Source organism: Ramlibacter cellulosilyticus (assembly GCF_014297465.1).
GTDB lineage: Bacteria > Pseudomonadota > Gammaproteobacteria > Burkholderiales > Burkholderiaceae_C > Ramlibacter > Ramlibacter cellulosilyticus.
Genome location: NZ_JACORT010000007.1, coordinates 246652 through 273034, shown reverse-complemented (window position 1 = coordinate 273034; position 26383 = coordinate 246652). Strand labels below are relative to the sequence as shown.

Below are 26383 nucleotides of genomic sequence, written 5' to 3'. Positions count from 1 at the left end.
GAGGGTGGCGAACATTCGTACGGCTACGCCGCGGGTTCCGTAGAAATACGGAGCGGTGGGTTTGCTTCCCTACCCATCCCCTTCATCGACCACCGCCGCATACTGGCGGATCAACTGCGCCAGCGACTCCGCCTGCAGCTTCGCGAACAGGTTCGCGCGATGCGTCTCCACCGTGCGCGGCGAGAGCGAGAGCGCCCGCCCGATCTCCTTGTTCGTGAGCCCCTGCACGATCAGCCCCACGACTTCCTTCTCGCGCTCGGACAGCTGCGCATACCGTTCGCGCGCGACCCGGTCCGCGGACAGCCGCTCGCGCGACTGCACGTGCTGCCGCACCGCGTTCTGCACGGCCTCCAGCAAGGCCTCGTCGTCGACGGGCTTCTCCAGGAACTCCGCCGCGCCGGCCTTGAACGCGCGCCGGCACATCTCCACCGTCCCGTGCCCGGTCAGCATGATCACCGGCTGGTCCACGCCTTGGGCGACCAGCGTGTCCAGCACCGTGAGCCCGCTGATGCCCGGCATGCGCACGTCCAGCACGATCGCGCCGATGTCCTGCCGCGGGAAGTCGCGCAGGAAGGCCTGCGGGTCCGCCCAGCCCTGCACGCGCAGGCCCACGGTGGAGATCAGCAGCGCGAGGCTGCTGCGCACCGCCTCGTCGTCGTCGATCAGGTGGACCAGGGGCGAGAGCGGGGCGTTCATGCAGGGGATGCGAGCGGAAGTCTCAAGGTGAAGGCGGCGCCGCGCGGCGCGCGGGGCTGCACGCCGAGCTCGCCACCCATGCCGGCCGCAAGGCTCTCGCACAGGCTGAGGCCCAAGCCGAGCCCGTTCTCGCGCGTGGTGAAGAAGGGTTCGAAGATGCGCGGCAGCACCTCGGGCGCGATGCCCGGGCCGCTGTCGCCCACGGTGAGCATGCCCTGGCCGCGGTCCTGCTGCAGTTCCACCGAGAGCTCGCGTTCCTGGGCGGGCACCTGGTCCAGCGCCTGCAGCGCGTTCGTGAGCAGGTTGTGGATGATCTGTTCCAGCGCGACGGGCTCCGCCTGCACGGCGAGCGATGCGCCGCCGGCCTGCAACTTCGGCGCGACCTGGCGCCTGGCGAACTCCGGCTCCAGCAGGTAGAAGGCGTTGCGCACCGCGTCCTGCAGCACCACGGGCTGCAGTGCGGCGGAGTCCGCGGGGCGCTCCACGCCGCGGCGCAGGCGCGCGAGCACGTCGGCCGCGCGCTTCGCCTGTTCCTCCGCCTGGCGCATCGCGCCCTGCGCGGTCGCGAGCTCCGGCGGATCGTCGTCCAGCAGCCGGCGCGCGGCCTGCGTGTTCGCGAGCAGCGCAGCGAGCGGCTGGTTCAACTCGTGCGCCATGCCCGCGGCGAGTTCGCCGAGCGTGTTGAGCCGCGCCACCTGTCCCAGGCGCAGCAGCTCCTCGGCGCGCTCCCGTTCCGCACGCTGCCGACGCGACCATTGCCACAGCGCCACGCCCAGCGCCATCGCGGCGGCCCAGGCGACCATCGCGCGCCAGGGCAGCTCCGCCCAGCCGACGGTGCGTTCCGCGACGACGTCGAAAGGCTGGCTCTCCGCCGCGAGGTGCTTGCGGAAGGTGAAGCGCCACGGGCCTTCGCCGCGCCCCGGCTGCACCGTGAACTGCTGGCCGCCGTTTTCGAGCGCGACGCGCACCGGGCTCGTGTCGACGGCCATCGGCCATTCGTTCCAGGGCACGACCTGGCGCAGGTCGAGGGCGGCGGCGAAGCTGGCTGGCTCCGCGGCGAGGACGAGGCGATAACGGCCGGCGGCCAGGTCCGCATCGGCGAGCGCCGGCCGCCGCTCCACGCGGGACCGCGCTTCGGCCGCGGCGAGCGCCACGTCCGGCCAGGAAGCGCCGGCATCGCGCCGCTGCACGGACAGGATCTGCGGGTACAGCGCCGGCAGCCGCTGCTCCGGCGCGCCGTCGCCCGGCTGCAGCAGGGCCAGCGTGGCCAGCACCGCGTCGTGCTGCACCGCGCGCTGGCTGAGGAGACGGTGCGCGATGCGCGCGTCGGTCTCGAAGGCTTCGCGCAACCGCTGCAGTTCCGCGCGCGCGAGCAGCACGCCGCCCGCCACGCTCAGGGCGAGCCAGAGGGCCAGCGGGGCGCGATGGCGGCCGGGCAGTCGCATGCGGCCATTCTTGCACGCGCCATCCCCCACAATGCAGGCATGACCCTGGCCTCCTCCGCGCAGCGCATCCCGCCCCAGGTGCTCCTGCGCTGGTCCGTCGCGGTCGCGGCGGTGACCATCGCCCTGAAGACGCTCGCGTGGTGGCTCACCGGGTCGGTCGGCCTGCTGTCGGATGCGATGGAATCCATCGTCAACCTGGCGAGCGCCGCCTTCGCGCTGCTGATGGTGAAGATCGCGGCGCGCCCCGCCGACGAGGACCACCCGTACGGCCACCACAAGGCGGAATACTTCTCGGCGGGCTTCGAGGGCCTGATGATCATCGTGGCCGCGGCAGGCATTGCCTGGGCTGCGCTGCTGCGCTTCCGCGCCCCGCAGCCGCTGGAGCAGGTCGGCATAGGCCTGGTGCTGTCGGTGGTGAGTTCGGCCTTCAACGGCGGGCTGGCCTGGCTGATGTTCCAGTCGGGGCGGGCGCACAGGTCGATGGCGCTGGAAGGCGACGCGCGCCACCTGATGACGGACGTGTGGACCTCGGTCGGCGTGATCGTCGGCGTGGGGCTCGTGGCCGCCACGGACTGGCTCTGGCTCGACCCCGTGATTGCCATCGCGGTCGCGGCCAACATCCTGCGCGAAGGCGTGCACCTGATGTGGAAGTCCACGGAAGGCCTGATGGACCGCGCGCTGGAACCCGAGGTGCTGGCGGAGATCGACAGGACGCTGGAGCAGTTCCGCCACCACACGATCCGCTTCGACCACGTGTCCACCCGCCGCTCCGGCAAGCGGCGCTTCGTGGACATGCACATGCACATGCCGGCCAACTGGACTCTCGGCCGGGCGGCAGCGCTGCGCACGACCGTGGAGCAGGCGCTCATGAGCGCCGTGCCGGGGCTGCGCGCTTCCATCCAGCTGCTTCCCAGCGACGTGGAGGCGCATTTCGACGACGAAGAGGACCTGATCTGATGCTGGCGGTGGTGCAGCGCGTGCGCGAGGCGAAGGTGGTGGTGGCCGGCGGGACGACGGGCGCGATCGGCCAGGGCCTGCTGGTGCTGGTCTGCGCGGAGCGCGGCGACGGCGAGGCGCAGGCCGACAAGCTGCTCGCGAAGCTGCTGAAGCTGCGGATCTTCAGCGACGAGGCGGGCAAGATGAACCGCAGCGTGCAGGACGTGGGCGGCGGGCTGCTGGTGGTCAGCCAGTTCACGCTGGCGGCGGAAACCAGCGGCGGGAACCGCCCCAGTTTCACGAATGCCGCGCCGCCGGACGAGGGCAGGCGGCTCTACGAATACTTCGTGGCGAAAGCGCGCGAGGCGCATCCCGTGGTGCAGACCGGCGAGTTCGCGGCGGACATGCAGGTGCACCTGGTGAACGATGGGCCGGTGACGATCCCGATGACCGTGCGGTGAAGCTGGGGTGCGCTGCGCGCAACCCAGCCTACGGGGCGGGCACGCGGCTGGCGCGGTCTTCGTAGGCTGGGTTGCGCGCAGTCTTCGTAGGCTGGGTTGCGCGAAGCGCACCCCAGCATGCCGCGCTCAATAGGGATTCGGATACCCCAACACCCCCATCAGCAGGATCTCCAGCGCCTCCATCTCCAGCGCCCCCTGCTCCCCCGCCTCATGGTCGAACCCTTGCGCATGCAAGGCCCCATGCACCAGCAAATGCGCGTAGTGCGCTTCCAGCGTCTTGCCCTGTTCCTTCGCCTCGCGCTCCACCACCGGCGCGCACAGCACCAGGTCGGCGGAGACGACGGGTTCGCGCGTGTAGTCGAAGGTGAGCACGTTGGTCGCGTAGTCCTTGCTGCGGTACTGGCGGTTCAGCGTCCGGCCTTCCTCCACGCCCACGATGCGCACCGCGATCTCCGCCGGCGCGTCCAGCGCCATGCCCACCCACTTGCGCACGCGCGCGGGGCTCAGGATCGCCTTGTGCACGCCCGCGCCCGGAAAGGTGCCGAACTGCAGCGAGATGTCCGCCTCCGGCATCACGCGTCCTTCTTGCGCGCGGCGTCGTAGGCGTCGACGATGCGCGCCACCAGCGGGTGCCGCACCACGTCGGCGCTCGTGAAGCGCGTGTGGGCGATGCCCTTCACGCGGCGGAGCACGCGCTCGGCATCGACGAGGCCGGACAGGGAGCCCTTGGGCAGGTCGATCTGGCTGATGTCGCCCGTGACCACGCACTTGCTGCCGAAGCCGATGCGGGTGAGGAACATCTTCATCTGCTCCGGCGTCGTGTTCTGCGCCTCGTCCAGGATCACGAAGGCGTTGTTCAGCGTGCGGCCGCGCATGAAGGCCAAGGGCGCGATCTCCAGCGCGTTGCGTTCGAACGCCTTGGTGACGCGGTCGAAGCCCATGAGGTCGTAGAGCGCGTCGTACAGCGGCCGCAGGTAGGGGTCGACCTTCTGCGTCAGGTCGCCGGGCAGGAAGCCCAGCTTCTCGCCGGCTTCCACCGCGGGACGCGTGAGCACGATGCGCTGCACGGCGCTGCGCTCCAGCGCGTCCACCGCGCAGGCGACGGCGAGGTAGGTCTTGCCCGTGCCGGCGGGGCCGATGCCGAAGGTGATGTCGTGGTTGGCGATGTTGTCCAGGTACACGCTCTGGTTGGGCGTGCGCGCCTTGAGGTCGGTGCGGCGCGTGTGCAGCACCAGCGCGCCATCCTCGTCCTCGACCAGCGGGGCCGATTCGCCGGCCACCATCAGCTGCACCTTCTCCTTGGAGATGCTCCGGCCCGCCATCTCGTACAGGGCCTGCAGCACGTCCAGGGCGCGTTCGGCCTTGGCCTTGGGCCCTTCGACGCGGAAGTGTTCCTGCCGGTGGGAGATGCGCACCTGCAGCGCCGTCTCGATCGTCCGCAGGTGTTCGTCCATGGGCCCGCACAGGTGCATGAGGCGGGTGTTGTTCAGGGGGCTGAAGGCGTGGCGGAGAATCAAGCTGATAATCCCGGCAGAGGGACCGCAATGATAGGCAGATTGACGGGGACGTTGGCCGAAAAGAACCCGCCGCAGGTGCTGGTGGACTGCCATGGCGTCGGCTACGAAGTCGACGTGCCCATGAGCACGTTCTACAACCTGCCCGGGCTGGGAGAGAAGGTGTCGCTGCTCACGCACTTCGTCGTGCGCGAGGACGCGCAGATCCTGTTCGGCTTCGGCTCGGCGGGCGAGCGCGAGGCCTTCCGCCAGCTGATCAAGATCTCGGGCGTCGGCCCGCGCACGGCGCTCGCCGTCCTGAGCGGCATGAGCGTGGGCGACATAGCCCAGGCCGTCACGCAGCAGGAGGCGAGCCGGCTCGTGAAAATTCCCGGCATCGGCAAGAAGACGGCGGAGCGCCTGCTGCTGGAGCTCAAGGGCAAGATCGGCGCCGACATCGGCGTCGCCGCCGGCCACGTGGTCGACGATGCGCAGGGCGACATCCTGCAGGCGCTCGTGGCGTTGGGGTACAGCGACAAGGAAGCGCAGGCTGCCCTGAAGCCGCTGCCCAAGGACGTCGGCGTGAGCGAAGGCATCAAGCTGGCGCTGAAGGCGCTGGCAAGATAGCGGGCCAATGGCCATCCAGACCGACGATTTCGCCCCGGCGCCTTCCAAGCGCGTGGTCTCGGCCGCGCCCGCTTCGCCCCAGGAAGAAGCGCTGGAACGCGCCCTGCGGCCCAAGGGCCTGAAGGAGTACGTCGGCCAGGCCAAGACCCGCGAGCAGCTGGAGATCTTCATCGGCGCGGCGCGCAAGCGCGGCGAGGCGCTGGACCACGTGCTGCTGTTCGGCCCGCCGGGCCTGGGCAAGACGACGCTGTCGCACATCATCGCCAACGAGCTGGGCGTGAACCTGCGCCAGACCTCCGGCCCCGTGCTGGAAAAGCCCAAGGACCTCGCGGCGCTGCTGACGAACCTGGAACGCAACGACGTCCTGTTCATCGACGAGATCCATCGACTCTCACCCGTGGTGGAGGAAATCCTCTATCCCGCGCTGGAGGACTACCAGATCGACATCATGATCGGCGAGGGCCCGGCCGCCCGCTCGATCAAGCTGGACCTGCAGCCTTTCACGCTCGTGGGCGCCACGACGCGCGCGGGCATGCTCACCAACCCGCTGCGCGACCGCTTCGGCATCGTCGCGCGGCTGGAGTTCTACACGGCGGAGGAGCTCACGCGCATCGTCCACCGCAGCGCGGGCCTGCTGAATGCGCCGATCGACGAACAGGGCGCCGCCGAGATCGCGCGGCGCTCGCGCGGCACGCCCCGCATCGCCAACCGCCTGCTGCGCCGCGTGCGCGACTACGCGGACGTGAAGGGCACGGGCCGCATCGACCAGGCCATCGCGCAGAAGGCGCTGGCCATGCTGGACGTGGACCCGCTCGGCTTCGACGTCATGGACCGCAAGCTGCTGGAGGCGGTGATCCACCGCTTCGACGGCGGCCCGGTGGGACTGGACAACGTCGCGGCTTCGATCGGCGAGGAGCGCGACACCATCGAGGACGTGATCGAGCCCTACCTGATCCAGCAGGGCTACCTGCAGCGCACGCCGCGCGGCCGGATCGCCACGATGGCGGCGTACCGCCATTTGGGGGTGGTGCCGCCGAATGCGGGCGGGGGAGAATTGTTCGACGCGAACTAGGCTCGCGGGGAAGGGGACCACGGGGCGACACACGTCCCGGGCCCGCAGGGAGAAGAAGCAGTGAAAGACAAGGAAGCCACGCCCGAGGGCGTCTGGCAATACAAGGCGAGCTGGCGCAGCACGCTCGGCTCGCTCACCATCGCGATGCTGGTGTTCGCGCTGTTCACGGCGCTCGTCGCGCTCGCGGCGCCGCGCGGCGGCATCCTCTTCTGGCTGGGCGTCCTGTTCTTCGGCGGCCTGGCGTGGCTGCTCGGCAAGCCCCTCTTCACCCGCGACTGGATCGTGCGCGTCGGGCCGCGCGGCATCAGCGGCTACCTGCTGAATGGGCGCACCGTGCCGTGGCGCGACGTGCGTGACCTGCGCGTGGAGACCGTGCAGGGCAACACCTTCCTCGTCGTCGACATCGCGCCCGGAGCGACGGATTCCCTGGAGAAGACGAAGCGCTGGCTGAGTGGACGCAAGACGGAGCGGCGCATCGTGCTGAACGGCCTGCGCAAGGCGCAGGCGGCCGAGGCGGCCGAGGCCGCCATGGCGACTTTTGCGGAGCGGGCTCGCGACCATGCGGCAGCGGCCATCGAAGCCCGCCAGGAGGAGGCCCGCGCCGAGGCCGAGTTCGAGCAGCAGCTCGCGCGGCACACGAAGGTGACCTGGGCCTTGTACCTCGTCGTCGCCCTGAACGTCGGCATCTGGGTCCTGAATCTCGCAGCCGGCATGTCGCCCATGCGGCCCTCGTCGCAGGACCTGTTCCGCTGGGGCGCGATCTCCGCGTGGGCCGTGACGCACGACCACGAGTACTGGCGGCTGCTGGCCGGCACCTTCCTGCACGGCGGGGCCGTCCACCTGTTCATGAACATGCTGGGCCTGTGGGGCGCGGGCAAGCTGCTGAACCGGATGGTCGGCAACGGGCAGTTCCTGCTGGTCTACCTGCTCAGCGCGCTGGCGGGCGCGTCGGCGAGCCTGCACTTCGGCGCGCAGACGGCGGTCTCGGTCGGCGCTTCCGGCGCCGTGTTCGGCGTCGTCGGCGCACTGGTCGCCGCCGTGCGCCGGCGCCGCGAACACCTGCCCAAGGCGATGGTGCAGCAGATCATGACCAGCGAAGCGGTGTTCCTGGCCTATGCGCTGCTCAATGGCTTCACCCGGCAGGGCATCGACAACGCCGCGCACGTGGGCGGCCTGCTGGCGGGTGCCGCGATGGGCGTGGTGCTCGCGGGCGCCGGGGAGTCGGGCGGCAGGGACATGCGCCGGCTGCGTGCCACCTTCGCCGCCATCGTGCTGGCCGCGGCCGTGGGCCTGGTGGTGGCCACGACCCCGGCGCCGCGCGTGGACCACGGCCGCATGTTCGCGGCGACGCGCATGATGACGGACGTCATGCCGCGCGCGCAGGCGGCCATCGCGGCGACGCAGAAGGACGTCGAGGCCGCCAAGGCGCAGCGCATCACCGAGGACGAATTCATTCGCCGTGTGGAAACCGTGCACCTGCCCGCGATGCGCCGCACGCAGGCCGAGCTGGCGCAGGTCCCGCGCGGCGAAGGCGATCCGCGCGCCTTCATCACCGTGGCCATGGAATCGCTCGCGGCGAAGATGATCGAGGGCCTCGAGGTGGCGCTGCGGCAGCATCGCGGCGAGGCCCGGCCGGGCGACGACATGCGCGCGGAAGCGCTCAAGGGCGAGATCGAGGCGATCCACCGCCGCATGAACGAGCAGGCAGCGGCCCTCAGGAAGTAGGGTGGCGCGGCGAAGCCGCGGAAGGTGAGCGGCAGCGAACCCCACCGGTGGGCGCTTACCCCGCCAGCGCCCCCCAGAACACCCGCGTCGCCTCCAGCCCCGCCGGCGTCCAGTGCTGCGCGGGCGACATGGCCCGCACCAGCAAGGCCGTGCGCTGCTCGTCGTCCGCCGTGCGCATCTGCTCGCGCAGCAGCATCAGGTCGGGGTCGAGCGCGTCATCGGCCGGCGCGGCCAGGCCGGCACCGTTGCGCGCCAGCGCGCGGAAGGTGGCGCGCCGCTTCGGCTTGTCGCCCGCCGGCGCGGTCTCCGTGAACGGGCGCCCGTCGGCACTCGCCGGGCCGCGCATCCAGTCGTGCAGCACCTGCAGCTCGTAGGTGGAGAACACGCCGAACATCTCGGCGCGCGGGCCTTGCAGCAGGCTCCAGAAGCGGCTGTTCTCCGCCGGCTCGCCGAAGCGGATCCAGCCCGCCTGCTCCAGCGCCGCGACGAAACCGGGCATGTCCTGCGGCGTGCCGAGCCAGTCGTTGATGCTGCGGCCCGCGACGCGGCAGTATTCGGAATGCGCGCCGTGGCCGGCCGTCGCCTTGCGCGCGAGGATGCGCAGCGCCTCGCGCTCGCCGTCGAAGCTCGCGATGACGTCGGTCGTGCCCAGCCCCGCGCACGAGAGCTTCGCCCCGGCACGTACGCGCTGCCAGAATGCGCCGCCATCGTCCAGGCGCGGCAGCATGTCCAGCACGGCCTGGCAGGCGCGGCGCGCGTGCCCGGTGTCGCCGTTGTCGACGGTGACGTGCAGCGTGAAGTAATAGGGATCGAGCCCCAGCTCGTTCAATTCGTACGAGGTGATCAGCAGGTGCAGCGGCAGCTGCTCGTAGCCGAGGTTGAAGCCGACCACCTCCGGCAGGAAGGCCTCGGCATTCCACGCGAGCGCCAGCTGGATGAGGCCCTGTTCGTACAGCGCGTCGTCGAGGTCGTCGAGCGGGTCCAGCGCGTAGCGCGCCAGCAGGTTGCGATAGAGCACGACGTGGTTCTTGTCCACGGCGCCTTCGCCGAGTTCCTCCACGTAGGTGCGGACCAGGTCGCCCAGGCGCGGGCTTTGCCAGTGCGGCAGCAGGCCGTACAGCCACGCGCCGTCGACGAGCTTGGTGGGTGCGACGGAGCGCAGGACGTAGAGCGCGTGGGCGCGGTTGAAGAAGTAGCGGCGCGGCGCGCCGGCCTTGCGCTCTTGCAGGTAGGCGGCGTATCGCGCGTGCACGTCGCGCGTGTTCTGCTCCATCCAGGCGACGAGGCCTTCGGGGGCATCCGGCAGGTCGCCGGGCTCGGACGCGACGTCCAGCAGCTTGGCGCGCAGGAAGTCGGCGGCCTCGCGCCGCGTGCCTTCGTCAGGCTCGCGATCGGCGAGTCGGTGGTACAGCTCCTTGTGGAAGGAAGCGGGTCCCGCCGCTTCCTCCGCTCCCGGCATGGACTGCAATTGCCGCCATTCTTGTTGTCCGATGTGCATCCGGCCACTGTGCTATCACGTGGGGTCGCGCGCCATCGGGCCGGTGCGCTCGTGTGCGTGCGGTGGGTCCTACGGTATGGCTGGGCCAGGGGGTGTGGTGCTGCTGGGGTTCGCTGGCGCGAAACCCAGCCTACGGGGTCACCCTCGCATTCGCCGCATTCGCCGCACTCGCCGCACTCGTAGGCTGGGTTGAGCGAAGCTCACCCCAGCGCTCCGCCCCCACCCCCCGCACGTTCCGCACGATCAGCACCTGCGCCACGTAATAGGTCGCCAGCACCAGGAACTGCGCCATCGGCAGCGGCTGCGCGAAGCGGTTGATCGCCAGCAGCGCGTCGCTGAGCATGAAGAACACCGCGCCCACCGCGACGCCCATCGCCGCGGGATCGCGCAGCACCGTGGCGCGGCCGATCGCCTGCGCCGCCATCAGGGCGATCACCAGCGCGTACGCCGCTACGGCCACCTGCAGCACCGGCCCGAGGTGCGGGAACAGGATCGCGTACATCACGACGGCCGCTGCCAACGTCCCCGCGAGGGCGCGCCGGCTCGCGAACCACGGCTGGCCCTGCCGGAACAAGGCCAGGTAGCACAGGTGCGCGCACAGGAAGCTCACCAGTCCCGGAATGAACGGTCCGGGCAGCATCAGGAACACGTCGCCCGCCAGGCACAGCAGCAGCGCCGCGAGGAGCTTCAGGTCGAAGGCGCGGTCCTGGCGCATCCACCCCGGCCGGCTCGCGACCAGCGCGATGGCCAGCACCATCGCCAGCGGCTTGAACACGCGGTGCAGCTCGATCATGCCGTCGGCGGCCGTCGCCGTCGCCAGCGCCGCGGCCTCGACCAGCAGCACTTCCAGCATGCCGAGGCGGCCCTGCATCACCGCACCCACGGCCCACAAGGCCGCCCCGAGAGCCACGAGCCACACCACGGACTGCGACAGCGCCATCTGGTCGGCGCGCCACAGGAACAGCGTCGCGCCCTGCAGCAGCAGCCCGAACTGGATCGCCGCGAACCATGCCACCGCGCGCGTCATGGGCGGGTGGTAGCGCGTGACGCGCTCCATCGCGAAAGGCGTGCGCGGGAAGCGCTCCGCCACGTCCGCCGGACGCCAGCCCGGCGGCTTGAACCACACGCGCAGCTTGTCGCCCCAGGAGCGCGCGTGCCAGCTGTCCCTGGCAAGCGCCCAGTACACCTCGAAGTTGGACCACAGCGGGTCCCAGCTTTCCAGCGGCGCGCGCGTGCCGTACACGCACTTCGCGTCCTCTTCGCGAAAGCTGCCGAAGAGGCGGTCCCACACGACCAGGATGCCGCCGTAGTTGCGATCGAGGTACTCGTCGTTCACCGCGTGGTGCACGCGGTGGTTGGACGGAGAGACGAACCAGCGGTCGAACCAGCCCAGCTTGGGCACGTGCTCCGTGTGCACCCAGAACTGGTACAGAAGGTCGATGAGCGCCACCACCGCGAACACCGCCGGCGGCACGCCCGCCATCGCCATCGGCAGGTAGAACACCCAACCGAGCAACGCGCCGGAGCTGGTCTGGCGCAGCGCGGTGGAGAGGTTGTAGTCCTGGCTCTGGTGGTGCACCACGTGCGCCGCCCAGAACACCGCCACTTCGTGGCCCGCGCGGTGCAGCCAGTAGTAGCAGAAGTCGTAGAACAGCAGCGCGAGGATCCAGCCCGGGATGGAGGTCCAGAAGGCCTCGTTGTGCCACACCGAGACCCAGGAGAACACCGCGGTGTAGATGCCGACGCGCAGCAGCCGCGTGAGCACCTTGCTGATCTCGCTCAGCGTGCCGAGCGAGATGCTGTTGATCGCATCGTTCAGGCGATAGGTGTTCTTCCCGCGCCAGAGGCCCCAGGCGAACTCCAGGCCGATCAGCAGGAAGAAGACGGGTGTCGCGAGGACGATGACCTGCGTGGGGGACAAGTCCATGCCCCCATTCTGGTGCAGGTCAGCTCAGGGCGCCACGGGCATCCACCCGGATGATCTTGTCCACGCGCCCGTTCACCAGCCCGCCCACCACGCCGATCATCTGGTTGTGGAGATTCACGGTCGGATCGCAGTGGCCGGGGATCAGCCAGATGGTCTCGTCCAGGTGCGGCACGCGCTTGTTGCCGTTGGCCGGCTTCAGGATGCCGTGCTCGTCGCCGCCGTTGGCGAATTCCAGTTCGCCGGTGGGATCCAGCGTGAGCACCCGGGGCAGGCCGGAATCGATCGCGTGGCTCTTGTGGCCCGCGTCGCACACGGCATGCAGCAGCCCGGAGCTCATGACCTGCGACTTCACGAACAGCGCGTGTTCGAACGCGGGCTGCGCGGGGTCGCGCTCGTTGGCCGCGTAGTCCGCATCCATGAACAGGAAGGACCCGGCCTGCAGCTCGCCGTACACGCCGCTCGCCGTCTCGTACAACATGCTGCCGGTCCCGGCGCCCGTGACGAGGCCGACCGTCACGCCTTCATCCTCGATCAGCTTCTTCGTGAAGCGCACGTCGCGCGCCACCACCGCGATCGCTTCGCGCCGCTCGCGCGGCGTGCGCAGGTGCTGCGCCTTGCCGTGGTAGGCCTGCAGGCCGGCGAAGCGCAGGGGCGGGTGCTTGCGCACTTCCAGCGCGAGGTCCACCGCGGACTGCCCCGGCGTGACGCCGCAGCGGCCCTGGCCCACGTCGAGCTCCACGAAGACGTCGATGATCGCGGGCTGCCCGCCGCGGCGGCGCTCGTTCATCTCGTGCGCGAGGCGGCGCACGCCTTCCACGCTGTCGACGGCGATCGCGAGCTGGCCGCGTTCGGCCGCGACCTGGTGCGCGAGGTCGGCGACGCGCGCGAGCTTGGCGGGCGCGATCACCTCGTTGCTGATGTAGACGTTGTAGACGCCGCCGGCGACCATGGCCTCGGCTTCGCTCGTCTTCTGCACGCACACGCCGACCGCGCCGGCCTGCATCTGCAGCCGCGCGATGGCCGCGCTCTTGTGCATCTTGGCGTGCGGGCGCCAGCGGATGTCGTGCTTGCGCGCGAACTCCGCCATGCGGCTCAGGTTGCGCTGCATCGCGTCGAGGTCGACGACGAGCGCGGGGGTATCGATGGCGGAGACGGGCTGGCCGACCAGCCGCTTGAGGTCCTCAGAAAGAGGTGTTTTCGTCGAAGGATGCATGGTCCAGGTGCTGGGTGTCCGACCAGCCCACGAGCGTGAAGCCCTGGGGCGTCCACAGCAACCGGTTGATCGCCCCGTTGGGCAGTTGCCACGTGCGCGGCGAGTTCACTTCCTGGCCCGTGGCGATGCGGTAGAGGGCGTCGAGCACGCCCCCGTGGGCCACCACGGCGATCTGTTCGCCGCAATGGCGGGCGGCGAGGTCGCTCACCGTGCGCGTGACGCGCTCGCGCAGCTGCAGCAGCGACTCGCCGCCCTGCGGCGGTTGCCACTCGGGGATGCGCTTCTTCCAGTTCAGCGCGTCTTCCGGCCAGTTCTGCTGGATCTCGTCGAAGGTCTTGCCTTCGAACATGCCGAAGCGGCGCTCGCGCAGGCCGGGATGGGCCACCACCGGCACGCCGGAGGCGTCCGCGATGGCGCGGGCGGTTTCATGGGCGCGACCGAGGTCGCTGGAATACACGGCGCTGAGCGGTTCGGCGGCGAGGGCATGGCCCACGCGGCGCGCTTGCCACCGCCCGGTGTCGTTCAGCTGGATGTCGAGCTGGCCCTGGATGCGCGAGTCCACGTTCCAGGCCGTCTCGCCATGCCGCACGGCAATGATGCGAGTGGCTTCCATGGCGTTGCATTGTAGGGAGGGCGCCGCGGAAACCAACCCGGCCGGATGGACGTGTTACGAATTGGCCCCGAGCTGGATGGCGACGCGGCGCGGTCCGGGCGGCGGGTGGGGGAAGCCCTGCATCGCCGCGTCGAACATGGCGGGCAGCACCACCCGGTTGTCCAGGACCGGCCCGTCGCTGAGCGCATGGGTCTCGTAGACGACGCGGTTGGACGACAGCTCGCGGATGATGACGCCCACCTCCCGGCGGAACCAGTAGGAGTCCGCCCGCGGCCAGGGGCCGCCGAAGCCGATGGCGCCGTGGTGCCCGCCGATGCCGATGCTCCAGCCGCCGGGCCAGCCCCAGTACGGGTCGGCATAGGGGGACAGCACCTGCTCGGTGCGGGCGCTCACCTGCACGCTGAACTGCGGCGCGGTGTCGTCGCGGCGCAGGCCCGCGCGGAACAGCGCGGCGTCGGCCAGGGCCTCCAGCCCGGGCTGCGTTGGGTCCGCCTGCTGCGCGAGCGAGCGCTCGTAGCGGAAGGTCGGCTGCGCCGGCAGGGCCGGCAGCTGCGAGAAGGACTGGACCTGGTTGTCCAGCAGGTAGGTGTTCGCGCACCCGGTGAACAGGAGCACGGCGGCCGCGGCGGCGACCAGGAACTTCATCGTACGCAGCATGCGGCCTCCCATGGCGAGGCGCGGCGCCTCAGAGCTTGATGACCTGGAGCGCGGGCAGGGCGGCCGGGGCGGGGAAGTCTTCGTGGTCGAAGGCACGGTCCCCCTCCGGGTCGGCCTCGCCATGGGCGACCAGGCCCTTGAAATCGTACAGGGATGCGTCCGCCAGGTGGGACGGCACCACGTTCTGTAACGCGTGGAGCATGTTGTCCAGGCGGCCGGGGAAGCGCTTGTCCCATTCCTTCAGCATGGCGCCGACCTGCTTGCGCTGCAGGTTCTCCTGGCTGCCGCACAGCGTGCACGGGATGATGGGGAAGGCCTGCACCTCGGCCCAGCGCACCAGGTCCTTCTCGTCCACGTAGGCCAGGGGCCGGATCACCATGTGCCTGCCGTCGTCGGACACCAGCTTCGGCGGCATGCCCTTGAGCTTGCCGCCGAAGAACATGTTCAGGAAGAGCGTCTGCAGCATGTCGTCGCGGTGGTGGCCCAGGGCGATCTTGGTCGCGCCCAGTTCGTCCGCCACCCGGTACAGGATGCCGCGGCGCAGCCGGCTGCACAGGCTGCACATCGTCTTGCCCTCGGGGATCTTGTCCTTGACGATGGAGTAGGTGTCCTGCTCCTCGATGTGGAAGGGGACGCCGAGGGACTTCAGGTATCCGGGGAGGATGTGCTCGGGGAAGCCGGGCTGCTTCTGGTCCAGGTTGACCGCCACGATGTCGAAGTGCACCGGCGCGCGCCGCTGCAGCTTCAGCAGGATGTCCAGCAAGGCATAGCTGTCCTTGCCACCCGAGAGGCAGACCATGACCTTGTCGCCGGCCTCGATCATGTTGTAGTCGACTATGGCCTGGCCCATGAGCCGGCACAGGCGCTTCTCGAGCTTGTGGTTCTCGCGCTCGATGCGGCGGTCCGCCTCGGGGGACGGTTCTTGGGGGATCCAGACGGCGCTCATGCGCCGCATTTTCTCACCCGGCGGCGGAAGACGCCCGGGCTGGGTCAATACCGGGACGGGCCCGGCGAGCTGGCGGCCCGGACGGGATCCGACGGGGTGTACGTGGCCGGCTTGGCGTCGCCGGGCGTGAAGGGGATGGTGCAGCCGGCGAGGGCCAGCAGGACCGCGATGAGGAGGATGCGCATGCCCCAGTGTCCCGAGCGGCCGGGGCGGGCGCATTCCGGCGAAGGGGCGGCGACGGCTGCCCCTTACCCGCGCGCCGCCGGGAACAGCGCCTGCACCGCCAGCCCGCCGAGCCGCCCGGACCGGCTCGCGTGCACGCTGCCGCCGTGGGCTGCGGCGATGCGCTGGAGGATGGACCAGCCCAGGCCGCTGCCGCTCGCCCCCGTGCCTTCCCCGCGGAAGAAGCGCTCGCCCAGGCGCCGCAGCTGTTCCGGCGGCAGCCCGGGGCCGCTGTCGTCCACGGTGAATTCCACCTGGCCGGCGCGCGGGAACACCTGCACGAGGATCCGCGCACCGTCCGGGCCGTAGCGGATGGCGTTGTCGATTGCGTTGCGGGCCAGCACGGCCAGCAGCGTTTCGTCCCCCAGCACCGATGCGGCGCCGGGCGCTTCGAGTTCCAGCGACTGCCCGCGCGCGAGGCTCGCCGGCGCCAGGTCCGCGATCACGCCGCGGACGACCTCTGCCAGGTCCACCCGGCGCGCGGCGGGCGCGGCTCCCGCTTCCAGCCGAGACAGCGTGAGCAGCTGCTCGACGAGCCGCGTCGCGCGGTCGCATCCCGCGAGCGTCGCCTGCAGCGCATGCCGCCGCTGGGCGTCGTCCGCCGCGGCGAGCGCGACCTGCGCCTGCGCGCGGATCGCCGCGATGGGCGTGCGCAGTTCGTGCGCGGCATCGCCGGTGAAGCGGCGCTCCCGCTCCAGCAGGGTGGCGATGCGCGCGAACAGCGCGTTGAGCGGCTCCAGCAGCGCGCGCACCTCGCGCGGCGCGTCTTCGGTCGGCAAGGCCTGCAGGTCGCCCGGGTCGCGTGCCCCCAGGGCCTTGCCGGCCGAACGCAGGGGCCGCAGCCCCACGCGCACTGCCACCCAGGCGGCGAGCGCCAGCAGCGGCAGGGCGATGGCGACCGGCCACAAGGTGCTGCGCAGCACCGCCTTCAGGATGGAAGCGCGGGACGCCTCGCGCTCGCCGACGAAGACCTGCACGTCCTGCTCGGCGCCGCGCGTGGCGAAGACGCGCCAGCGCTCGCCACCGAGGTCCACGGTGTAGAAACCGTGCACGGAGCGGCGGCCGCCGGTGACGAGGGGCGTGGCCGGCGCATTGGCGGAACGCAGCGCCAGGCGGCCTTCGTGGAAGACCTGGAAGCTCACGCGCGGCGCGTAGCGGTGCAGCGAAGGCGCGTCGATGCGCTCGTCGTCCTCGCCGTGCGCCTGCTGCGCGACCAGCAGCGCGGCAGCCTGCGCCAGGTGGCCGTCGAGCAGTTCGTCGAGTTCGTGCCGCGCATCGCGCCAGGCGAGCACCCCGGCCGCGAGCCATACGCAGAGCGCGGTGCCCAGCACCAGCGTGAGCAGGCGCGCCTGCAGCGAACGCGCCGGCGTCGTCACCCGGGCGCCTCCCGCTGCAGCAGGTAGCCCACGCCGCGCACGGTGCGGATGCGGTCGCTGCCCAGCTTGCGGCGCAGGTGGTGCACGTGCACTTCCACGGCGTTGCTGTCCACCTCGCGGCCCCAGGAGTACAGGTGCTGCTCCAGCTGCTCGCGCGTGAGGACGCGGCCCGCGTGGAGCATCAGCGCGTGCAGCAGGTCGAACTCGCGCGACTGCAGCGCGACCGGCCGCCCTGCCTGGCGCACCGTGCGCGCGGCGGGGTCGAGCTCCAGGTCGTCCAGGGCGAGCACTTCGCTCGGCTGGCCGTGGGCGCGGCGCACCAGCGCGCGCAGCCGTGCCGCGAGCTCCTGCAGGTCCACGGGCTTGAGCACGTAGTCGTCCGCGCCGAGGTCGAGGCCGCGGACGCGGTCGGGGATGGCATCGCGTGCGGTCAGCACGAGAATGGGCGCGCGCACGCCGGCCTTGCGCACCTGCGCGAGCACGTCCAACCCGTCGCGGCGGGGCAGCCCCAGGTCGAGGACGGCGGCGGCGTACGCGCCGCTGCGCAGCTCGCGCTCCGCCGCGTCGCCGTCGCGCACCCAGTCCACCGCGAACCCGAGCTGGCGCAGGCCGGATTGCAGCCCGTCCCCGAGCAGCGCGTCGTCCTCGACGAGCAGGATGCGCATGGCTTCAGTCGTCCTCTTCGGCCTGGCTCGCGAACGGCGTCGCGCCGCCGTTCGCGGGCGCCGATTGCCACTGCGTCCACCAGAACCCCAGCACTGCCACGAGCATCAGCGCGCCGACGGTGCGCCGGGCACTGCGGATGCCTTCGGTGGGCGGGACCGGCTTGCGGCCGTGGACCATGGACGCCACCAGGTTTTCGTGGTGCAGGCGGCTGCTCACGACGACGGCGACGATGTGCACGGCCACCAGCGCCAGCATGCCGCTCGCGAGGGCCTCGTGCACTTCCTCCAGCCAGTGTCCGCCCAGGTCGGCGTAGTTCGCCCACCCCGTCGCCGTGGTCAGCGCGGCGAGCGCGAGCAGGCCGACGATCGCCAGCGCGCCCGCGGGGTTGTGCCCGGCGTGGTGTTCGGGGCGGCCGCTCGCCAGCGAGCGCAGGTAGCCGAGCACCGCGCGCGGGCCGCGCACGAAGTCCGTGAAGCGCGCGTGCCGCGTGCCCACCAGGCCCCACAGCAGGCGGAACACGACGAGACCCGCGACCGTGTAGCCGGCGGTGACGTGCACGAGCTGCCAGCGCTCGCTCTCCGCGCTGATCCAGGCGACGGCAAAGCTGCCGGCCAGCAGCCAGTGGAACAGGCGGGTGGGCAGGTCCCACACCAGGGTGCGCGGCTTGCGTTCAGCGGGGGATGCGGACACGGTGTTCATCGAAGACTCCCTGGTCGGCGGTGGTGTGGCAGGCGGCGCAATTGGCGGGGCTCTTCACGGCGGGGAGCTTCCACGTGGCCGGCGAAACATCGTCGTGCTTGCGCTGGAACCAGGCCGAGCGCGTGATGCGGTCCTGCGGCGGCTCCTCGCGCACGCGCTTGTAAGTGCCCGCGTTGGCCTGCAGCCAGTGCGAGATGGACTGGACGGTGGCCGCGTCGAGCGAGGCATCCGTGCCGAAGTGCTGCGGCAGGTTCGCCATCAGCCGCTGCCACGACGCGGCCGGCAGCATGCCGGGCGGGTAGGCGATGTGGCAGGCGGCGCATTCCGAGCGGTACTGGGGCAGCAGGGGCACGGCGGCGCGGCGTTCGTCGGCCAGGGCCGGGACCACCGCCGCGACGGCGAGCGCTGCGGCCACGCAGCCTTTGAGGTTCAGTCTGGCATGCATGGCGGCCTCACTTCTTGAGCGTCATCAACCAGGCCAGCACGTCGGCCTTCTCGCCGGCGCTGCACTCGCGCCCGGCGACGTCGTTGCAGTTGCGGCGGAACCATTTCTCCACCTTCGCGGGGTCGGTGAAGCGGTCCGGGTTGAAGGCGGGCGCGAGCGGCGCGATGGACTTGCCCGTGGCGGCGTGCTTGCCGCTCGCGGTGGGCGGCGTGCCGTGGCAGGAGGCGCAGCTCCACTCGCGCCCGTGCGCCTGGGTGAAGAACTGCTCGCCGCGCGCCGCGGAGGGCGGGGCGGCGGCCTGCGCCGCGTAGCCCGCGGCGAGCTCCGCGGGGCCGGCGGCATGGGCCGCGGCACCGCAGGCGGTCAGGAGCGCGGCGAGGGCGCCGCGGCGAAGGGGGGAAAGGTTCGGCATCTCCATGGATGCCGATGGTGCGGAGGGGGGCTTAGCGTTTTCTTAACGCATCCGTCCGTCAGCGAACCGGCAGGTGCAGCGACCGTGCCAGTTCGCGCATGCGTTCCACCTCCGCACGCACGTATTGCTCGACTTCGGCGCCGGCCATCGGCCGGGGTTCCAGCCCGCGGGCGCGCGTGGCGCGGGCGAATTCCGGCGTCGCCATGATCCGGCGCAGCGTGCGAACCCAGTCCTCGTAGTCGCGCGCGGGCACGTCCGGTCCCATGTACAGCCCGCGGACCGTCGGCCAGGTGAGGTCCAGGCCCTGTTCGCGCGCGGTCGGCACGTGCGCGAGCGGCCCGGCGAGGCGCTGCGGCGCGAGCACTGCGACGAGCTTGATCTCCCCCGCCAGGAAGGCCTTCGTCGCTTCGGCGGCATCGCCGCAGAAGACGTCCACGTGCCCGCCTCGCAGGGCGGCGACGGCCTGGCCGCCGCCTTCGAACGACACGAAGCGCATCGCGCGGTGGTCCTTGCCGGCCGCCTTCACGAGCAAGGCCGCCTTGATCCAGTCCTGGCTGCCCACGCCGCCGCCGGCTCCGAAGACCAGGCCTGCCGGATCCGCCCGCAGGCGCATGCGCAGCGTCGACAGCGAGTCGATCTGCGAATTGCGGCGCACGGCCACGACGCCGTACTCGGTGCCGAGCGTCGCCAGCCAGCGCACCGCATCCGGCGGATGCGGGCCGAACTTGCCCTGCGCGAGGTTGACGAGCGATCCGGTGGAGAAGGCGACCACCGTGCGCGGGTCGCTCCAGCGCTGCGTGACCGCGCGGTCGAAGGCCACCGCGCCGATCCCGCCGGGCAGGTAGCGCACGTCCACGTCGGCGGGTGGCGCCGCCGCGGGCAGGCGCAGCAGGTCGCGCAGGAGCTGGCAGGTGAGGTCGAAACCGCCTTCGGCCTTGGCCGGCGCGATGCACTCCGTGCGCGGCGCGGCGTGGGCGCACGCCGCGACCAGCGTGGCAAGCAGGACCAGTGGGACACGAATGCGCATTCAGTTCTCCCGCACCGTCGAGGCGCGCGGCCAACGCAGGGTCGCGACGAGGCCGCGGCCGTCCGCGCCGGCCTCCAGCCGCAAGGTGCCGGCGTGGCGGGCGGCGATCGCCCCCGCGATCGCGAGGCCCAGCCCCGAGCCGCCCGCGCGGCCGCCCTGGCCGCGCGCGAAGCGCGAGCCCGCGCGGCCCTGCAGCTCCGCCGGCAGGCCGGGGCCGGTGTCCTCCACGGACAGGCTCCAGCCGCTCGCATCTTCCGCGGCGCGCAAGGTGATGCTCCCCTCCGGCACGTACCCGACGGCGTTGGCCACCAGGTTCACCAGGGCCTCGCGCAGCAAGGCGGCGTCGCCCCGCGCCTGCAGCGCCTCGGCCTCCACGCCGAGGTCGAGGCCCTTGGCGCGCGCGGTCGGGAGGAACTGGCGCGCCACCTCCTGCAGGAGTTCGCGCGCATCGAAGAAGGCCAGGTGCAGGTCGACGGCTTCGCTGCGCGCGAAGCTCAGGAGCTGGTTGGTGCTGCGTGTCGCGCGCTGCAGCTCCTCCCCCAACGCGGCGAGGGTGGCGCGTACCTCGCGCGGGTCGTGCTCGCGCAGCGCGAAGTCCACCTGCATGCGCAAGGTGGTCAGGTGGGTGCGCAGCTGGTGCGAGGCGTCGTCCAGGAACATGCGCTGCTGTGCTCCCAGGGCATGGGTGCGCTGCATGTGCTGGTTGATCGCGTCCACGAGCGGCCGCACGTCGCCGGGCAGGTTCCCGTCGGCGAGCGGCTGCAGCTCGCCGGGCGAGCGCTGCGCGACTTCGCGCGAGAGGCGGCCCAGCGGCCGCAGCACGAAGACGACGGCCACGATGCAGGCGGACGTGGCGAGCACGAGGAAGGCCGCGTTCGACCAGGCCGCGCGGCGCACGAACGTGCGGCGGAACTCGTCGCGCGACTGTGTTCCTTCCGCGACCTGGATGACCACCTGCCGCGAGGCGGAACCATGGGCCGGCTTCTCCAGCTCCCGCGCATAGGCGGCGATGCGCACGGGGGAACCGAAATAGGTGCCGTCGTAGAACTGCGGCACGCCGAGCTGCAGGCTGCGCGGCGGCGCGGGCAGGTCGGGGCTGCCCAGCTCGACCAGGCCGTCGGCGGTCGCGACGCGGTACTGCACGGGCCCGCTCGCCGTCAGTTCGAAGAACTCGAACAGGCGGTAGGGCAGTTCCACCGCGAGCCCGCCCGACTCGGTCGAGACGTTCGCGTCGATCGACTTGAGCGCGCCGAGCAGCGACCGGTCGTACGCGGCATCCGCGGCGCGGCGGACGTCCTGCGCCGTGAGGCGCAGCTCCGCCAGGGACAGCAGCACCAGCATGGGGAGCAGCAGCAGCAGCAGTTGCTGCGCGAGCCGCAGCCGGCTAGGCCGCTTCCAGCGCATACCCGAGGCCCCGGTAGGTGGTGATGCGCAGGCCGGGACCGTCGATGCGCTTGCGAAGCCTGTGCACGATGACCTCCACCGCCTCCGGCTGGATGTCCTTTTCGTCGGACACCACGCGTTCCAGGATCTGCTGCTTGGACATCGGTTCGCCTGCGTGCTGCAGCAGCACGCGCAGCACCGCGGCTTCGCGCGGCGACAGCGGCAGCGGCTGGCCTTCCAGGGTGAACCGGCGCAGCGCGAGGTCGTAGGCGAGGGGCCCGCAGGCGAGGCGCGCCGCTTCGACGCCGCGCGCGCGGCGCAGGAGGGCGTGCAGGCGGACCTGCAGCTCCTGCAGCTCGAAGGGCTTGGTCAGGAAGTCGTCGGCGCCGGCGTGGAAGGCGCGCACCTTGTCGTCCAGCGCGTCGCGCGCCGTGAGCACCAGGGTCGGCACGCGGGGGTCTCGCCGACGGATGTCCGCGAGGACGTCCTGCCCGTCGCGGTCCGGCAAGCCGAGGTCCAGCACGATGACGTCGTGGTCGCCGGCCGCGGCCGCCGCCAGCGCGGTGCGACCGTCGCCGACCCATTCCACGACGATCCCGGCCGCGCCCAGTGCCTTGGACAGCCAGGTGCCCAGGGCGTGTTCGTCTTCGACCAGGAGGATGCGCATGGCGGGAAGGGCGGGGTTGACCGCGCCCCGGGAGCGCAGCTGTTCACTCGGGCTTGATTCTCGCCCGATCCACCACCTGCTTCCAGCGCTTCTGCTCGCTGGCGATGAACTGCGCGAACTGCGCGGGGCTGCCGCCCACCGACTGGGCCGCGTCCTGGTTCAGGCGCTCCAGCGCGCCCTGCGACTTCATCGCCTTCTGCGCTTCGGCCGCCAGGCGGTCCACGTTGGCCTGCGCCATGGTGGCCGGGGCGAGCAGGCCGTACCACTGCGTCATCTCGAAGCCGGGGAAGCCCTGCTCCGCCACGGTGGGCACGTCGGGCAGCTGCGGCAGGCGCTGCGCGGAGCCGGTGGCGATGCAGCGCAGCTTGCCGGCCTTGATGTGCTGCAGGATGGCCGAGGCGCCGACGGAGGCTGCCTCGAGCCGGCCGGCGAGCAGGTCGGTGAGTTGCGGGCCCGTGCCCTTGTACGGGATGTGCGTGATGAAGATGTTGGCCGTCATCTTCAGGTATTCCATCGCGAGGTGGCCGGCGCTGCCGTTGCCGGCCGAGCCGTAGTTCATCGTGCCCGGCTTCGCCTTCACGAGGGCGATGAATTCCTTCAGGTCCTTCGCGGGCACGGCGGGATTCACCACGTACAGGCTCGGGACCTTCGCGAGCAGGCTCACCGCCTTGAAGTCCTTGTTGGCGTCGTACGGGAGCTTGTCGTACATGTAGGGATTGACGGCCAGCGTGCCGATGTGGCCGAGGATCACGGTGTGCTGGTCGTCGGCGCGGGCCACCTCGGCCATCGCGATGTTGCCGGACGCGCCCGGCTTGTTGTCGACGAAAACGTTCTGGCCCAGCGTCTTCGCCATCTCCGCGGCGGCGGAGCGGGCGATGATCTCGGAGCTGCCGCCCGGCGCGAACGGCACCACGAAGCGGATCGGCTTGGAGGGCCAGCTCTGCGCGAAGGCCCGCAGCGGCAGCGCGCCGGCAAGGGAGGCGGCGCCGGCGGCGCCGAGGAGGGTACGTCTCGTCGGGTTCATGGGATCCTCTGGCCGGCATCGTGCCGGAGCGCAGGGACTTTGGCGGCGCGCGCCTTTCAGGCTGCTTTCAATGGCCCTTCGCGGCGGCACGGGCGCACGGGTCCGACCGCCCGTTGCCCACCAGCGCGTGCGCGTCAGACCATGCCCGCGAACTCCGCCATGGGGTGGCGCTCGTCCTGGACGTCCCGCACCCCGCGGATGTTTTCCGCGGCGACCAGCGAAGCGCGCCGCTGGGCGTCGTTGTCGTAGAAGCCCGTGAACCGCACCACGCCGCCGCTGACCTCGACGGCGACGATGCTGGCGTTCCACCACGGCTGGTGGCGAAGCTCCGCGAGCAGGGCGGCGCGGATGCCGTCGTCACCCGGCAGGTGCGGAGCGGCCGCAGGGAGCCCCGCCCCGCGGCTCAGCGCCCGCACGAGATCCGCCGACGCCACGATGCCGATCACGCGGCGGTCCTGCACGACCGGCACGCGGCCGATGCCGTGCTTGTCGAACAGGCGGGTGATCTCCGGCAAGGAGGTGCGCGGCTCCACGACGACGACGCCACGGGTCATCACGTGCCGGGCGCACCGCCCGTGCGACTTGATGTACCAGGCCGGCGCCAGGTGTGGCTGCATCACGCGCCGCCACCATGCGGAGGACAGGTTCCGGCGTTGGGTGCCGAGTTCCCGCCGGTGCAGGAGGTCCGTTTCGGTCACGATGCCCACCAGCTCCCGGTCCGCGAGGACGGGGACCCCGCCGATGCGCCTTTCCTGCAGCAGGGCGGCGACCTGCAGGACCGGGGTTGCCGGATCGACCGACAGGACCGGGCTGCTCATGATGTCGCTGGCATTCATCGCATTTCCTTTTCCATTTGCATCAATATAGGAGCCGGCACCGGCGGGGTAAAACGACTTCGCTTGCAGCCAGGCAGCAAGGAAATTGGAGGCACACCGTGGACATCGCGCTCGCCAGGACCTTCCTGGAAATCGTCGCCCAAGGCAGCTTCGTCGCGGCCGCCCAGCGGCTGCACCTCACGCAGACGGCGGTGAGTGCCAGGGTCAAGAGCCTGGAGGAGCAGCTCGGCACGCCGCTGTTCCGGCGGCACAAGGCGGGCACCGTGCTGACCGCGGCCGGTGAACGCTTCCTGCCCTACGCGTCCGCGCTGCTCCAGGTCTGGGAACGCGCGCGCCACCAGGTCGCGCTGCCCTCGGGGCGCGATGCGGTGGTCGTGCTCGGGTGCGAACCGAGCCTGTGGGACCCGCTCCTGCGCGACTGGCTGGGCTGGATGAAGAAGGAAGCGCCGGAGCTGGCCGTGCGCGCGGAAATCAGCTCGTCCGGCAAGCTGCTGGAGCAGATCGCGAGCGGCACGCTGGACATCGCGATCGTCTACGCGCCGCACCACCGGCCCGGACTGCGCGTGGAACTGTTGATCGAGGAACGGCTGGTGCTGGTGACCACGGACGAGGCCGCGTCACCGCCGGAGCCGCACGAGTACGTGTACGTGGACTGGGGGCCGGAGTTCGGCGAACAGCACCGGCTGCTGTACCCCGAATGGTCGCGCCCCTCGCTCTCCTCGGACTTCGGGCCCCTCGTCCGCGAACACCTGCTGTCCGTGGGAGGGGCCGGCTACTTCCGGCTCGGCGTCGTGCGCTCGCACCTGGAGTCGGGCCGGCTCAGGCGCGTTCCCGGCGCGCCCGAGTTCCCTTACCCCGCGTACGCCGTCTACTCGGAAGGTGCCGACGAGGCGGTGGTGGCGCGCGCCTTGCGCGGCTTGCGTCATGCGGCAGGCGTGGAAGCCGCGGACGCAGGGAGCTTCAACGGCATTGCTGGATCGCACCAATAAGATTCGTTTGTCCGTGCGTGGGAGCGCCCATAGGATGAAATCCCATGATCGCCGAAGACACCGATGGACGCGCTTTCGCACGCAGGACGCACCCGGGCGAACGCGCGGGCGGCATGTCGCCGCGGGCGGTGTCCGCCGCCATCGGCGTCGTGCTGATGACCGTCCTGGTGCTCGTGGACTTCGCGACCTGGATCGAGCTGAACATCGCCGTCGCGTACAGCATCCCCCTGGTCTTCGCGGCGGCCTCGCGCAAGCCGCGCATCCTGTGGAGCATGACGGCCTTCCTGGTCGCGGTGACCTTCATCGTGTACCGCGCGCAGGTTCCTGCCGTCCGCGCATGGCCGGTCGAAAGCCCCGGGGGGTTCCTCGGCGTCGGCCATCCTTACCTGGTGGACCGCATCCTCGCCGCGGTGACCCTGCTGCTCACCGCGGCCATCCTCCAGGGCTGGCTGTTCCTGCTGGGCGCCATCGAGATGCGGGACCTCGCCATCGAGCAGAACAACGCGCACCTGCAGGAAGTGAACCGCGAACTGCGGCGGCACCAGGAAGAGATCGCCCAGCAGAACGCCGAACTGGATCGCCGCCGCCGCGAAGCCGAGGACATCAGCCGGCGCAAGACGCAGATGCTCGCGTCGATCTCGCACGACATCCGCACGCCCCTGCAGTCGATCAGCCTGGTCGCCGAGATCCTGCGCCGCACGGCGTCGGACCCGTCGGAGGTCCGCCGCACGTCCATGCTGGCGCAGCGGCTGCAATCGCATGCGCTGTCGGTCGCGGAGCTGTTGTCGGAGGTGATCGACCTCGCGTCGTTCGAGCAGGGCAAGGCCGCGGTGCACGAAAGCGAGTTCGCGCTCGGCGAACTGCTGGAAGAACAGGTGCAGCGCCTCGCGCCGCAGGCGGAGAGCCGGGGCCTGCTGCTGCAGGTCGCCGGCGAGTCGCCGTCCGTGCGCCTGCGCACGGACCGGGCCAAGCTGGGACGCATCCTCGCGAACCTGGTGAGCAACGCCATCAAGTTCACCGACGAAGGCAGCGTCACGCTTTCCTTCGAGGTGGACGCCGCACGCCGCGTCCGCATCCTCGTGCGCGACACCGGCCGCGGCATCCACGCGGAGAACCTGCCGCGCATCTTTGGCGACTTCTCCCAGGAAGATCCCGCCGCGCGCACGGGCAGCGGCTGGGGGCTCGGGCTCGCGATCTGCAAACGCCTCACGGGACTGCTGGGTGGCGAGCTGCGCGTGGAGAGCGAGGTCGGGCGCGGGAGCACGTTCGCGATCGTCCTGCCCGCGCCCGTGGCCCCGGGGCAAAGCGGTTGAAGCGGGAGGTTGCGG

28 protein-coding genes are annotated in these 26383 nt (G+C 71.2%); 7 read left to right on the top strand and 21 right to left on the bottom strand.

The genetic code is table 11. The features are described 5' to 3' along the window. Window positions 1-69: 69 nt before the first annotated feature. Both H8N03_RS17420 and H8N03_RS17415 read right to left on the bottom strand, forming a co-directional pair. Window positions 70-696, bottom strand: a complete 627-nt coding sequence (locus H8N03_RS17420; RefSeq protein ID WP_187077472.1) for a response regulator transcription factor — start codon at window positions 694-696, stop codon at window positions 70-72. After that, window positions 693-2141, bottom strand: coding sequence for a sensor histidine kinase (locus tag H8N03_RS17415; RefSeq protein ID WP_187077471.1), 1449 nt, complete (start codon window positions 2139-2141; stop codon window positions 693-695). Before H8N03_RS17415 ends, H8N03_RS17420 begins: the two co-directional genes overlap by 4 nt. A 39-nt stretch (window positions 2142-2180) precedes the next feature. On the opposite strand from H8N03_RS17415, the gene H8N03_RS17410 reads away from it, so the two are divergent. Continuing rightward, complete coding sequence (locus tag H8N03_RS17410) at window positions 2181-3098, top strand: cation diffusion facilitator family transporter (protein ID WP_187077470.1); 918 nt, start codon at window positions 2181-2183, stop codon at window positions 3096-3098. Continuing rightward, entirely contained in the window at window positions 3098-3538 is a 441-nt protein-coding gene (gene dtd / locus H8N03_RS17405; RefSeq protein ID WP_187077469.1) for a D-aminoacyl-tRNA deacylase, read from the top strand. Before H8N03_RS17410 ends, dtd begins: the two co-directional genes overlap by 1 nt. A 126-nt stretch (window positions 3539-3664) precedes the next feature. Here dtd and ybeY read toward each other — a convergent pair whose 3' ends face one another. Together ybeY and H8N03_RS17395 are read right to left on the bottom strand one after the other, a co-directional pair. Further along, entirely contained in the window at window positions 3665-4111 is a 447-nt protein-coding gene (gene ybeY, locus H8N03_RS17400; protein ID WP_187077468.1) for an rRNA maturation RNase YbeY, read from the bottom strand. Then, window positions 4111-5055, bottom strand: a complete 945-nt coding sequence (locus H8N03_RS17395; protein WP_187077467.1) for a PhoH family protein — start codon at window positions 5053-5055, stop codon at window positions 4111-4113. Before H8N03_RS17395 ends, ybeY begins: the two co-directional genes overlap by 1 nt. A gap of 27 nt (window positions 5056-5082) precedes the next feature. Here H8N03_RS17395 and ruvA point away from each other — a divergent pair, with 27 nt between their 5' ends. The 3 genes from ruvA to H8N03_RS26540 are packed head-to-tail and all read left to right on the top strand — an operon-like array spanning window position 5083 to window position 8455. Then, entirely contained in the window at window positions 5083-5658 is a 576-nt protein-coding gene (ruvA, locus tag H8N03_RS17390; protein WP_187077466.1) for a Holliday junction branch migration protein RuvA, read from the top strand. Window positions 5659-5665: 7 nt separating this feature from the next. Continuing rightward, entirely contained in the window at window positions 5666-6730 is a 1065-nt protein-coding gene (gene ruvB, locus H8N03_RS17385; protein ID WP_187077465.1) for a Holliday junction branch migration DNA helicase RuvB, read from the top strand. A 60-nt stretch (window positions 6731-6790) separates the two neighbouring features. Beyond that, window positions 6791-8455: a rhomboid family intramembrane serine protease gene (locus tag H8N03_RS26540; protein WP_187077464.1), complete on the top strand. Its 1665-nt coding sequence runs from the start codon at window positions 6791-6793 to the stop codon at window positions 8453-8455. A 55-nt stretch (window positions 8456-8510) separates the two neighbouring features. On the opposite strand, the gene H8N03_RS17375 is transcribed toward H8N03_RS26540, so the two are convergent. From H8N03_RS17375 to H8N03_RS17295, 17 genes are all read right to left on the bottom strand, one after another. Next, window positions 8511-9953 (bottom strand): iron-containing redox enzyme family protein, encoded by a 1443-nt coding sequence (locus H8N03_RS17375; protein ID WP_435531671.1) that lies wholly within the window; start codon window positions 9951-9953, stop codon window positions 8511-8513. Window positions 9954-10083: 130 nt separating this feature from the next. Further along, complete coding sequence (locus tag H8N03_RS17370; RefSeq protein WP_187077463.1) at window positions 10084-11880, bottom strand: lysoplasmalogenase family protein; 1797 nt, start codon at window positions 11878-11880, stop codon at window positions 10084-10086. A 19-nt stretch (window positions 11881-11899) separates the two neighbouring features. Further along, the gene (locus H8N03_RS17365) at window positions 11900-13093 is read right to left on the bottom strand and encodes a DSD1 family PLP-dependent enzyme (RefSeq protein WP_187077462.1); all 1194 of its coding nucleotides are present in this window, start codon (window positions 13091-13093) and stop codon (window positions 11900-11902) included. After that, window positions 13062-13706, bottom strand: a complete 645-nt coding sequence (locus H8N03_RS17360) for a histidine phosphatase family protein (protein ID WP_187077461.1) — start codon at window positions 13704-13706, stop codon at window positions 13062-13064. The genes H8N03_RS17365 and H8N03_RS17360 overlap by 32 nt, the downstream gene beginning before the upstream one ends. Before the next feature lie 54 nt (window positions 13707-13760). Then, entirely contained in the window at window positions 13761-14351 is a 591-nt protein-coding gene (locus H8N03_RS17355) for a DUF4136 domain-containing protein (RefSeq protein ID WP_255428263.1), read from the bottom strand. Between the two features lie 40 nt (window positions 14352-14391). After that, complete coding sequence (ttcA, locus tag H8N03_RS17350; RefSeq protein ID WP_187077459.1) at window positions 14392-15309, bottom strand: tRNA 2-thiocytidine(32) synthetase TtcA; 918 nt, start codon at window positions 15307-15309, stop codon at window positions 14392-14394. A gap of 44 nt (window positions 15310-15353) precedes the next feature. Then, a complete protein-coding gene (locus tag H8N03_RS17345; protein ID WP_187077458.1) occupies window positions 15354-15494 on the bottom strand; it encodes a hypothetical protein in 141 nt (46 codons plus the stop codon). Between the two features lie 63 nt (window positions 15495-15557). Next, window positions 15558-16907 carry an ATP-binding protein gene (locus H8N03_RS17340; RefSeq protein ID WP_187077457.1) on the bottom strand — a complete coding sequence of 450 codons (1350 nt, stop codon included), beginning with the start codon at window positions 16905-16907 and terminating at the stop codon, window positions 15558-15560. After that, complete coding sequence (locus H8N03_RS17335; RefSeq protein ID WP_187077456.1) at window positions 16904-17572, bottom strand: winged helix-turn-helix domain-containing protein; 669 nt, start codon at window positions 17570-17572, stop codon at window positions 16904-16906. Before H8N03_RS17335 ends, H8N03_RS17340 begins: the two co-directional genes overlap by 4 nt. A gap of 4 nt (window positions 17573-17576) precedes the next feature. Continuing rightward, on the bottom strand, window positions 17577-18272 hold the full coding sequence (locus H8N03_RS17330; protein ID WP_187077455.1) for a cytochrome b/b6 domain-containing protein: 696 nt from the start codon (window positions 18270-18272) through the stop codon (window positions 17577-17579). Continuing rightward, window positions 18244-18717, bottom strand: coding sequence for a diheme cytochrome c (locus H8N03_RS17325; RefSeq protein WP_187077454.1), 474 nt, complete (start codon window positions 18715-18717; stop codon window positions 18244-18246). The genes H8N03_RS17330 and H8N03_RS17325 overlap by 29 nt, the downstream gene beginning before the upstream one ends. Window positions 18718-18724: 7 nt before the next feature. Further along, window positions 18725-19135, bottom strand: coding sequence for a DUF1924 domain-containing protein (locus H8N03_RS17320; RefSeq protein WP_187077453.1), 411 nt, complete (start codon window positions 19133-19135; stop codon window positions 18725-18727). 52 nt (window positions 19136-19187) lie between these two features. Further along, on the bottom strand, window positions 19188-20156 hold the full coding sequence (locus H8N03_RS17315; RefSeq protein WP_187077452.1) for a Bug family tripartite tricarboxylate transporter substrate binding protein: 969 nt from the start codon (window positions 20154-20156) through the stop codon (window positions 19188-19190). Then, complete coding sequence (locus H8N03_RS17310) at window positions 20157-21560, bottom strand: sensor histidine kinase (protein ID WP_187077451.1); 1404 nt, start codon at window positions 21558-21560, stop codon at window positions 20157-20159. Next, window positions 21541-22206 (bottom strand): response regulator, encoded by a 666-nt coding sequence (locus H8N03_RS17305; RefSeq protein WP_187077450.1) that lies wholly within the window; start codon window positions 22204-22206, stop codon window positions 21541-21543. The genes H8N03_RS17310 and H8N03_RS17305 overlap by 20 nt, the downstream gene beginning before the upstream one ends. 43 nt (window positions 22207-22249) lie before the next feature. Then, entirely contained in the window at window positions 22250-23230 is a 981-nt protein-coding gene (locus H8N03_RS17300; RefSeq protein ID WP_187077449.1) for a Bug family tripartite tricarboxylate transporter substrate binding protein, read from the bottom strand. A 134-nt stretch (window positions 23231-23364) separates the two neighbouring features. Further along, the gene (locus tag H8N03_RS17295) at window positions 23365-24066 is read right to left on the bottom strand and encodes a CBS domain-containing protein (protein ID WP_187077448.1); all 702 of its coding nucleotides are present in this window, start codon (window positions 24064-24066) and stop codon (window positions 23365-23367) included. A 98-nt stretch (window positions 24067-24164) separates the two neighbouring features. On the opposite strand from H8N03_RS17295, the gene H8N03_RS17290 reads away from it, so the two are divergent. Both H8N03_RS17290 and H8N03_RS17285 read left to right on the top strand, forming a co-directional pair. Then, window positions 24165-25055, top strand: coding sequence for a LysR family transcriptional regulator (locus H8N03_RS17290; RefSeq protein WP_187077447.1), 891 nt, complete (start codon window positions 24165-24167; stop codon window positions 25053-25055). A 44-nt stretch (window positions 25056-25099) separates the two neighbouring features. Next, window positions 25100-26368: a sensor histidine kinase gene (locus tag H8N03_RS17285; protein WP_187077446.1), complete on the top strand. Its 1269-nt coding sequence runs from the start codon at window positions 25100-25102 to the stop codon at window positions 26366-26368. The last annotated feature ends 15 nt before the right edge of the window (window positions 26369-26383 follow it).

What these genes read in the sequence shown, in the direction of transcription:
- H8N03_RS17420 (WP_187077472.1), bottom strand. Translation starts at nt 696, where the DNA reads ATGAACGCCCCGCTCTCGCCCCTGGTCCACCTGATCGACGACGACGAG.
- H8N03_RS17415 (WP_187077471.1), bottom strand. Translation starts at nt 2,141, where the DNA reads ATGCGACTGCCCGGCCGCCATCGCGCCCCGCTGGCCCTCTGGCTCGCC.
- H8N03_RS17410 (WP_187077470.1), top strand. Translation starts at nt 2,181, where the DNA reads ATGACCCTGGCCTCCTCCGCGCAGCGCATCCCGCCCCAGGTGCTCCTG.
- dtd (WP_187077469.1), top strand. Translation starts at nt 3,098, where the DNA reads ATGCTGGCGGTGGTGCAGCGCGTGCGCGAGGCGAAGGTGGTGGTGGCC.
- ybeY (WP_187077468.1), bottom strand. Translation starts at nt 4,111, where the DNA reads ATGCCGGAGGCGGACATCTCGCTGCAGTTCGGCACCTTTCCGGGCGCG.
- ruvA (WP_187077466.1), top strand. Translation starts at nt 5,083, where the DNA reads ATGATAGGCAGATTGACGGGGACGTTGGCCGAAAAGAACCCGCCGCAG.
- ruvB (WP_187077465.1), top strand. Translation starts at nt 5,666, where the DNA reads ATGGCCATCCAGACCGACGATTTCGCCCCGGCGCCTTCCAAGCGCGTG.
- H8N03_RS17375 (WP_435531671.1), bottom strand. Translation starts at nt 9,953, where the DNA reads ATGCACATCGGACAACAAGAATGGCGGCAATTGCAGTCCATGCCGGGA.
- H8N03_RS17370 (WP_187077463.1), bottom strand. Translation starts at nt 11,880, where the DNA reads ATGGACTTGTCCCCCACGCAGGTCATCGTCCTCGCGACACCCGTCTTC.
- H8N03_RS17365 (WP_187077462.1), bottom strand. Translation starts at nt 13,093, where the DNA reads ATGCATCCTTCGACGAAAACACCTCTTTCTGAGGACCTCAAGCGGCTG.
- H8N03_RS17360 (WP_187077461.1), bottom strand. Translation starts at nt 13,706, where the DNA reads ATGGAAGCCACTCGCATCATTGCCGTGCGGCATGGCGAGACGGCCTGG.
- H8N03_RS17355 (WP_255428263.1), bottom strand. Translation starts at nt 14,351, where the DNA reads ATGAAGTTCCTGGTCGCCGCCGCGGCCGCCGTGCTCCTGTTCACCGGG.
- ttcA (WP_187077459.1), bottom strand. Translation starts at nt 15,309, where the DNA reads ATGAGCGCCGTCTGGATCCCCCAAGAACCGTCCCCCGAGGCGGACCGC.
- H8N03_RS17345 (WP_187077458.1), bottom strand. Translation starts at nt 15,494, where the DNA reads ATGCGCATCCTCCTCATCGCGGTCCTGCTGGCCCTCGCCGGCTGCACC.
- H8N03_RS17335 (WP_187077456.1), bottom strand. Translation starts at nt 17,572, where the DNA reads ATGCGCATCCTGCTCGTCGAGGACGACGCGCTGCTCGGGGACGGGCTG.
- H8N03_RS17330 (WP_187077455.1), bottom strand. Translation starts at nt 18,272, where the DNA reads ATGAACACCGTGTCCGCATCCCCCGCTGAACGCAAGCCGCGCACCCTG.
- H8N03_RS17325 (WP_187077454.1), bottom strand. Translation starts at nt 18,717, where the DNA reads ATGCATGCCAGACTGAACCTCAAAGGCTGCGTGGCCGCAGCGCTCGCC.
- H8N03_RS17320 (WP_187077453.1), bottom strand. Translation starts at nt 19,135, where the DNA reads ATGGAGATGCCGAACCTTTCCCCCCTTCGCCGCGGCGCCCTCGCCGCG.
- H8N03_RS17315 (WP_187077452.1), bottom strand. Translation starts at nt 20,156, where the DNA reads ATGCGCATTCGTGTCCCACTGGTCCTGCTTGCCACGCTGGTCGCGGCG.
- H8N03_RS17310 (WP_187077451.1), bottom strand. Translation starts at nt 21,560, where the DNA reads ATGCGCTGGAAGCGGCCTAGCCGGCTGCGGCTCGCGCAGCAACTGCTG.
- H8N03_RS17305 (WP_187077450.1), bottom strand. Translation starts at nt 22,206, where the DNA reads ATGCGCATCCTCCTGGTCGAAGACGAACACGCCCTGGGCACCTGGCTG.
- H8N03_RS17300 (WP_187077449.1), bottom strand. Translation starts at nt 23,230, where the DNA reads ATGAACCCGACGAGACGTACCCTCCTCGGCGCCGCCGGCGCCGCCTCC.
- H8N03_RS17295 (WP_187077448.1), bottom strand. Translation starts at nt 24,066, where the DNA reads ATGAATGCCAGCGACATCATGAGCAGCCCGGTCCTGTCGGTCGATCCG.
- H8N03_RS17285 (WP_187077446.1), top strand. Translation starts at nt 25,100, where the DNA reads ATGATCGCCGAAGACACCGATGGACGCGCTTTCGCACGCAGGACGCAC.